Source organism: Actinoplanes italicus (assembly GCF_003001815.1).
Lineage (GTDB): Bacteria > Actinomycetota > Actinomycetes > Mycobacteriales > Micromonosporaceae > Actinoplanes > Actinoplanes italicus.
This window is the reverse complement of record NZ_PVMZ01000004.1, coordinates 379,549-392,689: the sequence shown is the minus strand read 5'-3', so window position 1 is coordinate 392,689 and position 13,141 is coordinate 379,549. Positions and strand designations below refer to the sequence as shown.

At 71.8% G+C, this 13,141-nt stretch carries 10 protein-coding genes; 5 read left to right on the top strand and 5 right to left on the bottom strand.

Translation table 11 applies throughout. The annotated features are described in order from the left end of the window. Nucleotide 1: 1 nt before the first annotated feature. On the top strand, nucleotides 2-916 hold the full coding sequence (locus CLV67_RS13100; RefSeq protein ID WP_106317875.1) for a type II secretion system F family protein: 915 nt from the start codon (nucleotides 2-4) through the stop codon (nucleotides 914-916). Nucleotides 917-947: 31 nt separating this feature from the next. Continuing rightward, a complete protein-coding gene (locus tag CLV67_RS13095; RefSeq protein WP_106317873.1) occupies nucleotides 948-2,636 on the top strand; it encodes a GAF domain-containing sensor histidine kinase in 1,689 nt (562 codons plus the stop codon). A gap of 11 nt (nucleotides 2,637-2,647) precedes the next feature. On the opposite strand, the gene CLV67_RS13090 is transcribed toward CLV67_RS13095, so the two are convergent. Both CLV67_RS13090 and CLV67_RS13085 read right to left on the bottom strand, forming a co-directional pair. Then, nucleotides 2,648-3,829, bottom strand: a complete 1,182-nt coding sequence (locus CLV67_RS13090; RefSeq protein WP_106317871.1) for an MFS transporter — start codon at nucleotides 3,827-3,829, stop codon at nucleotides 2,648-2,650. Nucleotides 3,830-3,834: 5 nt separating this feature from the next. Continuing rightward, the gene (locus CLV67_RS13085; protein ID WP_106317869.1) at nucleotides 3,835-4,599 is read right to left on the bottom strand and encodes an alpha/beta fold hydrolase; all 765 of its coding nucleotides are present in this window, start codon (nucleotides 4,597-4,599) and stop codon (nucleotides 3,835-3,837) included. 85 nt (nucleotides 4,600-4,684) lie between these two features. On the opposite strand from CLV67_RS13085, the gene CLV67_RS13080 reads away from it, so the two are divergent. Further along, nucleotides 4,685-5,266 carry a class I SAM-dependent methyltransferase gene (locus CLV67_RS13080; protein WP_203736910.1) on the top strand — a complete coding sequence of 194 codons (582 nt, stop codon included), beginning with the start codon at nucleotides 4,685-4,687 and terminating at the stop codon, nucleotides 5,264-5,266. Here CLV67_RS13080 and CLV67_RS13075 read toward each other — a convergent pair. Further along, nucleotides 5,193-7,796, bottom strand: a complete 2,604-nt coding sequence (locus CLV67_RS13075) for an FAD-dependent oxidoreductase (RefSeq protein ID WP_106317867.1) — start codon at nucleotides 7,794-7,796, stop codon at nucleotides 5,193-5,195. The two genes, CLV67_RS13080 and CLV67_RS13075, sit on opposite strands and share 74 nt — an antisense overlap. Before the next feature lie 134 nt (nucleotides 7,797-7,930). Here CLV67_RS13075 and CLV67_RS13070 point away from each other — a divergent pair, with 134 nt between their 5' ends. Continuing rightward, a complete protein-coding gene (locus CLV67_RS13070; RefSeq protein ID WP_106317865.1) occupies nucleotides 7,931-8,635 on the top strand; it encodes an alpha/beta fold hydrolase in 705 nt (234 codons plus the stop codon). Next, on the top strand, nucleotides 8,628-8,837 hold the full coding sequence (locus CLV67_RS13065; RefSeq protein ID WP_106317863.1) for a 2TM domain-containing protein: 210 nt from the start codon (nucleotides 8,628-8,630) through the stop codon (nucleotides 8,835-8,837). Before CLV67_RS13070 ends, CLV67_RS13065 begins: the two co-directional genes overlap by 8 nt. Here CLV67_RS13065 and CLV67_RS13060 read toward each other — a convergent pair. Together CLV67_RS13060 and CLV67_RS13055 are read right to left on the bottom strand one after the other, a co-directional pair. Further along, nucleotides 8,824-10,008 carry an aminotransferase-like domain-containing protein gene (locus tag CLV67_RS13060; protein ID WP_203736909.1) on the bottom strand — a complete coding sequence of 395 codons (1,185 nt, stop codon included), beginning with the start codon at nucleotides 10,006-10,008 and terminating at the stop codon, nucleotides 8,824-8,826. The genes CLV67_RS13065 and CLV67_RS13060 overlap by 14 nt on opposite strands. Further along, nucleotides 10,005-13,067 (bottom strand): ATP-binding protein, encoded by a 3,063-nt coding sequence (locus CLV67_RS13055; protein WP_239166087.1) that lies wholly within the window; start codon nucleotides 13,065-13,067, stop codon nucleotides 10,005-10,007. The genes CLV67_RS13060 and CLV67_RS13055 overlap by 4 nt, the downstream gene beginning before the upstream one ends. Between the last annotated feature and the right edge of the window lie 74 nt (nucleotides 13,068-13,141).

The following is a 13,141-nucleotide window of genomic DNA, read 5'->3' as shown; positions in this document are numbered from 1 at the left end:
GGTGGGCGCCGGCCTCGTGCTGATCCTCGCGGTGGCCGCCGCGGCCGCCGCGATCGTGCTGGCGGGGTTCGCCTTCACCCTCCCCGAGATCCGCCGGGACCGGGTCCGGCGCACGCTCGCGGTCTTCACCGGCCACCCGGACGCCGAGCAGAGCCGCCACCAGGACACGAGGGAGAGCCTTCTCCAGCGGGCCGCGGACCGGCTCGGCGCCGTGCTGAGCCCACCCGGCGACCGGGAACGCCTCAACCGGCTTCTCGGACTGGCCGGCAATCCACCGGACTGGCCGATCCAGCGGGTGCTGCGGGCCCGCCCACCGGCGATGCTCGTGACCGGCCTGCTGCTGGCGTGGCTCGGCAATGGACTCAACGGCCGCGCCGGGGCGCTCACCGGGGGCTTCGCCGGCTGCCTGTTCGGGGCCTTCCTGCCGCTGATCCTCATCTACAACGCCTCGATCAAACGGCAGGAGGCCATTCAGCGGTCACTGCCGGACGTCATGGACATCATGGTCATCGGCGTCGAGGCGGGACTCGGCCTGGACGCCGCGATGGACCAGGTGGCACGCAGCACCCGCGGCCCGATGGCCGACGAACTGCACCGCGTCCTGCAGGAGATGCGACTCGGGGTGGCCCGGGCCGACGCGCTGCGATCGCTGACGCAGCGCACCACGGTCCGCGACCTCAAACGCCTGGTGACCGCTCTCATCCAGGCCGGTGACCTGGGGATCTCGGTGGCGCCCATCCTGCGCGAGCACGCACAGGACCAGCGGATCCGGCGCCGTCAGCGGGCCGAGGAGGCCGCTCAGAAGGTGCCGGTCAAGATGCTCTTCCCGATCCTGCTGTTCATGTTCCCGGCCATCTTCGTGGTGATCATCGGCCCGGCCGTGATCCAGCTGGTCAGATCCTTCGCTGGAGGCTAAGAGCCGCGCCGAGACTGCCGAACGGAGTTCAGTGTCGACCTTAGTTCTCGAGCGTCCGGACGCCGAACTCGAGCGGCTCGCCGCCCTGCACGAGTATGGGCTGCTCGACGCACCGGCCGGTCACGAACTCGACGCGGTGGTCCGGCTCGCGGCGGCGATCGCCGACGTGCCCACCGCCACGCTCAACCTGATCGACGAGCATCGCCAGTGCCAGCTCACCACGGTCGGGTTCGAGGGCGCTGACTCGCCCCGGACCGAGTCGATGTGCGACATCGCCTTCCGCAACGGCAAGCTGATCAACCTGCCCGACGCCAGCCGGGACTCCCGCTACGCCGGCAACCCGTGGGTGGACGGGCGGACCGCCAACGTGCGGTTCTACGCCTCGGCCCCCCTGATCAGCCCGTCCGGGTACGCGCTGGGCACCCTCTGCGTCTTCGACAACGTCACCAAGGTGCTGAGCCGGCGACAGGTCCAGCGCCTGGAGGACCTGGCCGAGGTGGTCGTCGGCCTGTTCGAACGCCGCCGCCAGAGCCGCATCAGCGACGAGCTGGCCCACGCGGCCGAGCGCGATCACAAGTTCATCGAGACCCTGCTGGACGCCGTCGACGTGGGCATCGCCGCCTCGGACTCCGACGGCCGGCTCACCATCCTCAACCGGACGGCACGACACTGGGCCGGCATCGACGAGAACCTGACCGCCGTGCCGGGACGCGGTGACATCCGCTGCGCGCTGCTGGACGCCAACGAACTGACGCCGGTGGCCGAAAAGGACCTGCCGCTGAACAAGGCCCTGCGCGGCGGCCGCGTCGACGACACCGAGTACATCCTGCGTACCGCCGCGGACGAGCACCTCACCGTCGTCGCGCACACCCGCCGCATGGTGATGGACCAGGGCGTCCCGATCGGCGCCGTCGTCGCTCTCACCGACGTCTCCAGCGATCGCGAATACCGGCGGACGATCGAGAGGGCGCACGCCGAGATCGCCGGACAGGAGTCCCAGCTGCGCGCCGTGGTCAGCGAACTGGAACGGTCCAACGACGAGCTGGAGGGGTTCGCCGCCGGAGTCAGTCACGACCTTGTCCGCCCGCTGGCCAGCGCCAGCGGCTACCTCGAGATGCTCGGTCACCTCTACGGCGAGGGCCTGGACGAGCGCGGCGCCAAGTGGCTCACCGGAGCGATGCGGGCCCTGGATCGGATGCAGGAGCTGGTCAAGGCCCTCCTCGGCTACGCGCGGGTCGGCAACTCCCCGTGCCAGGCCACGCAGGTCGACCTCGACGACGTCGTCGAGAAGGTCCGAGCCGACCTGCACCCCTTGATCAAGGAGTACGGGGCGACGGTGGGAGCCACCGGCACGCTGCCGAAGGTTCACGGCGATCCCATCCTGATCCGGCAGCTGCTGCAGAATCTCATCGACAACGCCATCAAGTACCGTCACCCCGACCGTGCGCCCGAGGTGACGGTGACCTGCACGGCCGGGCCCGACGGCTGGGCCGTACAGGTCACCGACAACGGGCTAGGCATACCGCTGGAGCACCGCGACCGCGTGTTCGACATGTTCGCCCAGGTCGACCCGGAGTCGATGAAGGGCCACGGCATCGGCCTGTCGACGTGCCTGCGCATCGTCGAGCGGCACGGTGGCACGATCGGCCTGGGCGACGCGCGGGGTGGCGGAACGGTGATCCACCTGTACCTGCCCCAGCAGTCCGGCGGGGACTGCTGAACCGTCGCCGGTCACGCCCGGCGGACCAGGTAGAGGATCAGCCCGGCGCCGGTGAGCACGAACCCCGCCCACACGGTGGAGAGCGTTCCCCCGCCGGCGTCGAGCGCGACGGCGCCGCCGACCGCGCCGAGCGAGTTGGCCAGGTTCAGTGCGGCGAGGTTGAGCGCGCCCATCAGGGTCGGCGCGTCCGGGGCGAGGGCGGTCAGTCGAACCTGGATGGTCGGGATGGCGAACATCATCGCCGCGCCCACCCCGAACAGGCACGGCAGCAGCACCGTCAGGTCGCTCCCGGCCAGGCCGATCGGCACGAGCAGGACGAGGGTCACACCGTAACCCCAGGTCAGGCCCTTGCTTTCGGACCGATCGGCGACCCGGCCGCCGAGGCTGTTGCCCACGGCCATGCCGATGCCGAAGACCGCGAGCGCGACCGGAACCAGCGCCGCGTCACGCCGGGCCGCGTCGGTGACGAACGGGCCGATGAACGTGTAGACGGCGAAGATGCTGGAGATGCCGAGCGCCGCGACCGCCACCATCTTCCACACGGCCAGGCTGCGCAGGCCGCTGAGCTCACCGGTGATCGAGCCGCCGTGCAGATCCGCGGTGCGGGGCAGCCAGGCGATCAGTGCGGCGCCGGCGAGCAGGCCGATGACCACGACGGCCCAGTACATGGTCCGCCACCCGGCGTTCTGGCCGACGAGAGTGCCCAGCGGCGATCCCGCGATGGTGGCGACGGTGAGGCCGCCCATCACGGTGGCGAACGCCTTGCCGCCACGGCCGGGACCGTAGACGTACGCGGCCACGGCCGCACCGGCGCCGAAGTAGGCGCCCTGCACACATCCGGTGACGAACCGGAAGACGACCAGCAGGCCGATGTCCGGCGCGAGCGCGGACAGGGCGTTGCCGGCCAGGAACAACATCATCAGACCCAGCAGGAGGGTACGGCGGTTCACGCGCGCCGCGAGCAGGGTGATCGCCGGCGATCCGATCATCACCCCCACGGCGTACGCGGTGATCGCGTGGGTGGCGACCGGAATGGACACGCCCAGGTCGGACGCGTACAGCTGGATGATGCCGTTGCTGCCGAACTCGCCGGTGCCGATCGCGAAGGCGCCCAGCGCCAGGGCGAACAGGGCTGCCCTCGGCCGGCGCGTGGTCGTGGTGACGGCGGGTGTCTCACGGGTGAGCTGTCCCATGCCGGTCAGCGGGCCGCGCGCTTGACGACCTCGGCGGTCACGGCGGGTTGCGAGATCATGGCGACGTGCGAGGCGCCGACCTCCCGCAGCCGTGACCCGGCCCGCTGCGCCATGAACCGCTGCGCCGCGACGGGCAGCACCCGGTCGTCGCGGGCCGCGAGGTACCACGACGGGATCGTGCGCCACGCGGGGACACCGGACGGCTCACCCAGCGTCCGGGTGTCGGCGGGACGCTGACCCGCCCACATCAGCGACGCGGTGCTCGCGGGCAGGTCACCGGCGAACACCGGCCGGAACACGTCCTTCCTGATGTATCCGTCGACGAATCCCTCGCCGTACGGGCGGAAGTCGAGGGCCGCCTCGTCGAGCCGGCTGCCGGGGAACCGGGTCTGCAGCCCGATGAGAGTGTCGCCCTGATCCGGGGCGAACGCCGCCACGTAGACCAGCGCCTTCACGTTCGGATTCCCGGTGGCGGCGTTGGTGACGACGATGCCGCCGTAGGAGTGCGCCACGAGCACCAGCGGCCCGCCGAGGGTGGACAGCACGGCTGCCAGATAGGCGGAGTCGCCGGCCACGCCGCGCAGCGGATTCGCCGGTGCGATGACCGGATAGCCGTCGCGCAGCAGTCGTTCCGCGACCTGGTTCCAGCCGGAGGCGTCCGCGAAGGCCCCGTGCACGAGAACAATCGTCGGTTTCCTGTTCGGCGGCATTCCGGCTCCGGCCGCGACGGCGACGGAACCGGCGATGAATGTACGTCGAGTGGTCGTCATGAGCGCAAGCTTCCAATCATTCTGTTGACGATTTCTGAATCGTTTTGTTCAGTGCGTGTAAAGTGCGCCGATCTACGTTTTCGGCGTGAGTTTCCTACTTGAATTCGTGCGGGATCCGTTGACGGTCGGCGCTATCGCCCCGAGCAGCCCGGCCCTGGCGCGGGTGGCGACGGCCGGGGTGCCGCGCACCGGCTCCCCGGTCGTCGTGGAGCTCGGGCCCGGCACCGGTGCCTTCACCGGCGCCATCCAGCAGCGCCTCGAAGGCCGCGGCCGGCACGTCGCCGTCGAGGTCAACGCCCGCTTCGCCGAGCGCCTGAGCACCCTGCACCCGGCGGTCGACGTCGTACGGGCGGACGCCACCGATCTGCCGGCGGTCCTGGCACAGCGTGGTCTCCGCCGTGCCGATGTGCTGGTCAGCGGTCTTCCGTGGGCGGCGTTCCCGCGGAGCCGCCAGCGCGACATCCTGTCCCGGGCCGTCGACGCGCTCGCCCCGGACGGCGTGTTCACCACGTTCGCGTACGTGCACGCCCGCTGGGCCGCACCGGCGCGCCGCCTGGTGCGGTCCCTGCGCGACGACTTCGACGAGGTGATCGTCAGCGCGACGGTGTGGGCGAACCTGCCGCCCGCGCTGGTGTACCACTGCCGGCGTCCACGACACGGGCGATGACCAGGTTCGAGGTGGGCAGGGTCTGGCAGGCCAGCCGCCAGCCGTCGGCCAGCTCGGCGGCCGAGAACATGCCCCGGCTGTCGGTCTCGTAGCCGCCGGCCCGGACCCGGACCCGGCAGGTCCCGCAGGAACCCTCCCCGCAGGACTGCGGCAGCGCGACACCGGCGACGTCGGCGGCGTCGAGGACGGTCTGACCGGGCCGGCAGCCGAAAGCCGGGCCGGTGTCCTCGACGTCGATGCGGAACGTGGTGACACCGGCCGCCTCGGCGTCACGGGCGATGGCCTGGGCTCGCTCCATCCGGGTCTGCCGGCTGCGGCCGGACACGAACGCCTCCGTGCGGATCCGGTCGCGCGGCATGCCGAGGACGGTCAGGTGGCCGATCAAGTCCTGCATCATCGGCGCGGGCCCGCACAGGTGGGCCCGGGTCGCCGTGGTGACGAACGGCCGCAGCGTGCCCGCGCCGATGCGGCCGTTGCGGCCGCTGACGAAGGTGAGCCCGCGCAGGCCGGGCAGACGATCCTGCAATGCGGCGAGCTCGGGGCCGAAAAGCCGCTCCGCCTCGGACCGGTGCGCGGCCAGCAGCACGATCCGCCCGCCGTGACCGGCGTCGGCCGCCGCGTGGAGCACGCTGAGCAGCGGCGTCATCCCGACACCGCCGCCGATCAGCAGCAGCGTGCCGCTGTCGTCGCCCGGCTCCCAGGTGAAGTCGCCGTGCGGGCCACTCACCCGCAGTGCCTGGCCGGCGGTCAGTTCCGTGTGCAGGAAGCCCGACCCGAGGCCGCCCGGCTCGTGCTTCACCGCGATGTCGATGGCGGCGGTCTGTCCCGGCCCGCTGCAGATCGAGTAGGACCGTTCGATCGGCTCGGCGCCGACCGGCAGCTCGATTTTCACGTACTGCCCGGCGGTGAACCGGAACGGCATGACGCCACCGGTCATCGGTTCCAGGCGGATCCGCCGGACCGTCGGTGTCAGCTCCTCGATCGAGGCCACCCGCAGATAGCCCTGCCAGGGCGTGTCCGGGTTCCGGGCCGGCGCGGCCGCACGCACGGTCCGCCACATGGCGGCGGTCTGCCGTCCGCTGAGCACGGCGTTCGCGGCCATCAACCCGCCGGCGAGCGCCCCGACCACGCCGGAGCCCCAGGCGTCCTGACCGGCGACGAACAAGCCTTTCACGGGAGTACGGCAACCCGCGCGCGACGATCGGAGCCGCTGCGGCGTGGCCGCCAGCCCGTAGAACGAGCCCCGGACACTGTGCTGATAGTTCTCGAACGTCAGCGGGGTGGCCAGTTCGGTGAACGCGACCGCCGCACGGAACCCCGGCCACTGCCGGTCCAGGCGGGCCAGCAGCCGCTCGGTTGTCTCCTGCTTGAAGCGCCGGTAGTCGTCGGTGCGCTGGCGCGGCGGCGTCGCACGCCAGCGCTCGACGATCCCGGGGTCGACGAGTTCCAGCACCTCGACCGTGTGGGTGTGCGCGGCCGGATTGTTGAGCGACGGGAAGGACACGTACAGCGTGCCGTCGCCGCCGTCGAGGTCGGGCATGAACCAGTGGTTCTCGCCGCGCGGCCCGAACTCCGCCGGTGACCGTTTCATGCCGACGAACAGCATGGCGGCCGACGGTTCGGCGGGCAGACCGGTCAGATCCCGGTCGCGGCCGATCAGGGCGTACGTGTTGCGCACCCCGGCCGCCGACACGACGGTGCCCGCCGTCACGTGATAGCGCCGGCCGGTGGCGGTGTCCTCGACGTCGACGCCGGTGACCCGGCCCCGGTCGACGGTGACACGCTCGACCCGCTGGCGCGGGCGTACGTCCACCCCGTACCGCTGAAGGATCTCGAGAACGATCCTGCCGATCTCCGCCGGGCCGCCGACCGGATGGGCGGTGCCGTTCATGAAGAACGTCAGCGGCACGGCGGCGTGATAGCCGAACGCACTCGATCGGGGCGCGATCCCGTAGAGCCCCCACCGGGCTGCCAGGATCGCCCGCAGCTCGGGGTCACGGAAACTGCGGGCCATCTGTTCCGACGTCGACCGGTAGGCCGACGGGAAGAGCCGCTCGACGATCGGCGTGCCCGCGGCGCGGACAGCGGCCGGCAGCGACGCGAGGACGTTACGCGCGGCGAGCCCGGCCATGGCCCGGCGGGTGGTCGCGAAGAACCGGTCGACGGCACCAGCCTCGTCCGGGAAACGCCGCACCAGGCGCCCGCGCAGCCGGTCCCGTCCGGCCGGGACGGCGAAGTCGAAACCGGGGAAGTGCAGCACGTCGTAGTCGTCCGGCAGCGGCTGGAGCTGCAGCCGGCCGTCGGTCATGTAGTCGAGGAACGGGCCCGCGTCGGCGCTGATGTAGTGCAGCCCGGTGCCGAACCGGAACCGGCCGTCCCGGGTGAACTCGTGCGTCATCCCGCCGGGCGTGTAGTGCTGCTCCAGGACGAGAACCCGCCGCCCACCGAATTGCGCGATCGTGCGGGCCGCCGCGAGACCACCCATTCCCGACCCGACCACCACGACGTCGAATTCCTCGCGCTCGTCCATCCGTACCCCCCAAGGAAATGTTTTCGGGGTCAGGTTGGCGAAGCCGACTTTATTTCGACTGAATGAGGCGATCCATCTGCCGTCAAGTGCACCGCGTTAGCTTTCTGCCGTCACCTCGAGAGAAGGGCCGAACAATGAGCAGTAAACCGACGATCGTGCTGGTGCACGGGGCCTTCGCCGACGGCAGCGGGTTCCAGCCGGTCATCGAGCAGCTGATGGCCGGCGGATATCCGGTGGTCGCCGCACCCAACCCACTGCGCGGGCTGTCGTCCGACGCCGCCCAGGTCAGAGCACTGCTGACCGGTATCGACGGGCCGATCGTGCTGGTCGGGCACTCCTACGGCGGGGCGGTGATCTCGGCGGCCGCCACCAGCGGCGTGACCGCGCTGGTCTACCTGGCCGCGTTCGTCCCCGAGACCGGCGAGAGCGTTCAGGAACTGATCGAGAAGTTCCCCGGCAGCACCGTCGGCCAGTCGTTGAAGCCCGTGCCACTCGCCGACGGGCAGGTCGACCTCTACATCGACCCGCGCGTGTTCCACCCGAACTTCGCCGCCGACCTGCCCGCCGAACAGGCCGCGCTGCTCGCCGTCACGCAGCGTCCCGCGACCGGCGCCGCTCTCGGCGAGCCCGCGTCCGGCCCGCAGGCGTGGCACTCGCTGCCGACATACCACCTGATCAGCGGAGCGGACCGGATCATCCCGACGCCCGCTCAGGAGTTCATGGCCCTGCGCTCCGGCGCCACGATCACGGTCGTCGACGGCGCCTCACACCTGGTGTTCGTCTCCCACCCGGCCGCCGCGGTGGCCCTCATCGAGAAGGCGGCCGCCGAGAATGCATAGGGACGCGAACGCGATGCGGTGGGGCGTGCGCATCCACGCGCTGTGCTACGTCGCCGCCAACCTGATCCAGATCCTGGTGTGGTGGCTGTTCACCCCCGGCCTGCACTTCTGGCCGATCTGGTCGATCATCGGCTGGGGCGCCGGGCTGATCGCCCACGTCTGGGGAGTCCGGGCCGCGACCAGGCGGCTCATCCGGACGTGAACGCCACCGCCAGCCGCCGGACCGCCTCCCGCAGTTCCCCGGGGGTCCGGTCACTGTAGGCGAACCGCAGGTGGCGGTCCGACGACCGCCGCCGCGGGTCCGCGGCGAAGAACTCTCCCGGCTGGTAGAGCACGCCACTGGCGGCCGCCCGCCGGAACAGGTCCGCCGGGTCGAGGCGGGCGTCGGTGAGCCGCACCCACAGGAACAGCCCGCCCTCGGGCGCCCGGATGTCGAAGACGCCGGGCAGCCGCTCATGGAGCGCGCCGGCGAGCACGCCGGCGCGCTCCCGGTAGAGGGCGGCCGCTGCGGCCACCAGCTGGTCGAACCAGTGGTCGCCGGCGGTGACGAGCCGCTCGACGATCGCCTGGGTGACCGCACCGGTGTGCACGTCGAGGCGGTTGCGCAGCCGGATCACCGGCTCCACCAGACGCTCCGGCAGCACCATCCAGCCCACCCGCCAGCCGGGACCGAGAGTCTTGGTGAACGTGTTGACGTGGATCACCCGGTCCGAGTCGTGGAACACGCCCACACCCTGGTCCTTCCCGGCGAACCGCAGCTCCCGGTACGGGTCGTCGGCGATGACGTGGAAGCCGTACCGGTCGGCCAGCTCGACCAGGGCTTGTCGTTTCGCCGCCGACAGGCACACCTGCCCCGGGTTGTGGAAGTCGGGAACCGTGTAGGCGGCCGCGATCCGCTCCCCGGCCGCGAGCCGCCGCGCCAGATGCTCGACGTCGAAACCGTCGGATTCCAGCGGCACCGGCAGGATCCGGTCCGTCGCGACCTCGAGGGCCCAGAGGAAGCCGGGGAAAACCGGATCGTCGACGGCCACCGTGGCGCCCCGCTCGACGACCGTCAGCACGGCCAGGGTCAGCCCGTGCATGCCACCGTTGGTGATCACGATCCGGTCCGGGTGCACGTCCTCCCGCTCGGCGATCCAGTTCCGCAGCCCGGGCGAGCCGTGCGGCGCGGAGTACTGCAGGCTCGCCACAGCGGCGGCCGGGTCCTGCCACAACGCCGCCGACGCCCGCGCGATCGCCTCCACCGGCAGCACCTCGGGCGCGGGGATGCCGCCGACCAGGCGGATCGCGTCCGGTGCGGACACGGCCTGGCTCGCGACGACGAATCCCCGCGGCGCCGACAGGCCGCGGGCGAGTTCCGACAGCCCGCTCACGCGTGGAGGAACTGTTCGGCGCGGCGGGCGAACAGCAGCGCCCCGCCGGCGGTGGAACGACGCGACGCCTCTTCGGCGGCGGCCCTGAACACGGACACCGATTCCCCTCTCGCCTGCAGGAGGCGTGCTTTGAGCAGCAGACACAGTCCCTCGGCGTACCGCTGGCCGTACTCGCGCATCGCCTCGCCGGCCCGGCACAGAGCCGCGTCGGCCCGGTCACAGTGCCCGGCGGCCAGCCACATCTCGGCGACCAGCGCGTGATGGAACGCGACACCCCACTGCGGCGGGTCGGCCAGGCTCGCGGCGAGCAGCTCCTCCGCCTCGGCCGCGGCACCGGCCGGATCGTCGCCGGTCAGCGCCCGCGCCCAGCACCGGCTCTGCCTGACGTAGTGGCCGATCTGGGCGTGCAGACGATCGAGATCCTCCGACACCCACCGGTCACCGGCACGCCGGGCCAGCTCGGCGTCACCGGCCATCGAAGCGATCATGGTGGTGTAGTACACCCACACCGACGCCGCGTACGGGTCGCCCGGCGTGTCCCAGGTGTCGACCAGGGCCAGGGCCGCCGTCACATCACCGTGCAGCGCAGCCGTCACCGCCCACCATCCCGGGCCCTCCCCGGGGATGCTGCCGTCACGCCGCAGCGGCGTCTCAGCGTCCGGCAGGTCGCCGGAATCGGACTCGCCCAGCGTCCGGACCGCCTCGCCGACGTTGCCGACATCCCACTGGTGCAGGCCCCACGTCTGCCGGGCGTACCGCCGCACGGCCGGATCGGGCGACGTCCGCCCCAGCTCGTGCATGCGGCGCGCCAGCAGTCCCCGGTCCTTCTCCAGCGCGGTGTAGGCGCCCATCGTGCGGATGAACAGGAAGTCGGCGGCCTCCGCCTCACGGTCCAGGCTGCGAGCCAGGTACTCGGCGCGTTCCAGCAGGTCCACCGTCGAGGCGTCGAAACCGGCCTGCCGCCGGGCCACGACAGCGAGCAGGGTCAACGCCGCCAACTCGAGATCCATCAAACCCGACGACCTGGTGACCTGTACGGCGTGGCGCAGCTGCCGGGTGGCGGAGTCGAAGGCGAGTTTGTTCGCCGCGCAACGCCCGGCCCGGATCAGCGCCTCGGCGGCCCGCGCCGGTTCGGTCAGCGGACCGGCCGCCCACAGGTGGTACGCCAGACGTTCCGCCACGACCTCGTCGTCGGCGTGGGTCTGTTCGAGCGCGTCCGCGACACGCAGATGCAGCCGTACGATCCGCTGCTTCGCCGTGGCCTCCGACACCGACTCGCGAACCAGGTCGTGGGCGAAACGCAACGCCGACGGATCGTCCGGGCCCGGCTCGAGCAGCCCCAGCGCCTGCACCGGCTCGAGCCGGTCCATGCAGTCGCCGACACCCGTGCCGGTGGCCCGGGCCAGCAGCCGCAGGTCGACGTCACGGCCGATGAGCGCGGCGACCTCCAACAGGTCACGGGTCTGCTCGTCGAGACCCCCCATGCGGCTGCGGACCACGTCACGGATCGTGTTCGGGACACCGGCTCCGAGCGTCCCGCCCTCACTGAGCAGCCGGGACAGTTCAAGGACGAAGAACGGATTCCCGGCGGTACGGTCGTGAACGGCCCGGGTGATCTCGTCACCGGGATCCTGCCCGACCTCGTTACGCACGAGCGCCGCCACGTCGCGTACGTCCAGCGGACCGAGCCGCAGCCGGCGGTGGCCGGGCACGCGACTCGCGGTGGCCAGCACCCGCGACAGCTCCGGGCTGAGCGTCGGCGCCCGGTCACGCAGGGCCGCGACCATCGCGGTGCCCCTGGGCAGCCGCCCCGCCAGATGATGGAACAACTGCAGCGACGCGACGTCGGCCCACTGCAGGTCGTCGAGGATCAGCAGCACCCGCCGCTGTGCCGAGGCCTGGGCGACGAGCGCGACGACCTGCTCGAAGAGCCGGAACTGGGCGTTGCCGTCGGGAACCGTCCGGTCACCGCCGTCCCGCGGTTCGAGGATGCCGCCGACCTCGCTCGCCAGCCATTTCTCCCGCGCGGGAGCGGGCAGGCTCTCGACCAGGCGGCCCAGCGCCTGCTCCCACGGCCACATCGACGGTGTGCCGTCACCCTCCAGGCACCGGCCCCAGACGACGAGCGCGTCGTGGCGGGCCGCCACCGCGGCGGCCTCCTGCAGCAGCCGGGTCTTCCCGGCGCCCGGCTCACCCTCGACGATCCCGACCGCCGTACGCCCCGCGAGCGCGCCCTCCACGGTGCGCCGCAGCACCGCGAACTCCTCGACCCGGCCGACCAGCCCGGACATCGGTCCGGCCGGCTTCTCGCCGGCGGCCGGCGCGGCCGGCTGGGCCAGCACCCGCAGGTGCGCCTCCCGCAGGGCCGGGCCGGGATCGATGCCGAGCTCGTCGGCGAGCCGCTCGCGGACCGTGCGGAACCTCGCCAGCGCCTCGGCCTGACGCCCGGCCGCACCGAGGACCGTGACCAGAGCGGCCTGCACCGGTTCGTGGAACGGCGCCATCGACGCGGCCAGCTGCAGAGCGGGCAGCACCCGCTCGATGCGGTCCGACGCCACGGCGAGCGCGGTCGCCTCCGTACAGGCGCGGTAGAACTCGTCGTCGAGAGCCGCCGCCGTCCCACCGCCCGCCGGGCCGCGCCACAGCTCGAGAGCCTCCAGGTAGTGGTCGAGCGCGGCATCGGGCTCACGCGTGGCGCCGGCCGCCGCGACATGCTCACGGAAGGAGACCAGGTCCAGCGTTCCGGCGCCGGCCGTGAACAGGTAGCCGTTCCCGCGACGGTGCAGGTAGGCGCCGTCCTCCCGGGCGGGCAACCGCGGCTCGAGGACACGCCGCAACGCGCCGACGTACTTCTGGATGACGTTGAGCGCGCTCGTGGGCGCCTGCTCACCCCACATCAGATCGATGAGCTCCGCCGTGCCGACCGGCCTGCCGACCCGGGTCAGCAACAGGGTCAGCAGCAACGCCTGCTGGCGGGGACCAGTGTCCACCTCGGTCCCGTCACGCCACAGCCGTACCGGGCCGAGGACCTGAAACCGCAGCTCGCCAACGGAATGCACGGGCACGATTCTCGACCTCCGGCCGGATCGTACCCCGCCTCCGTTACACATCGACGACCGCGAAACGCCGACTA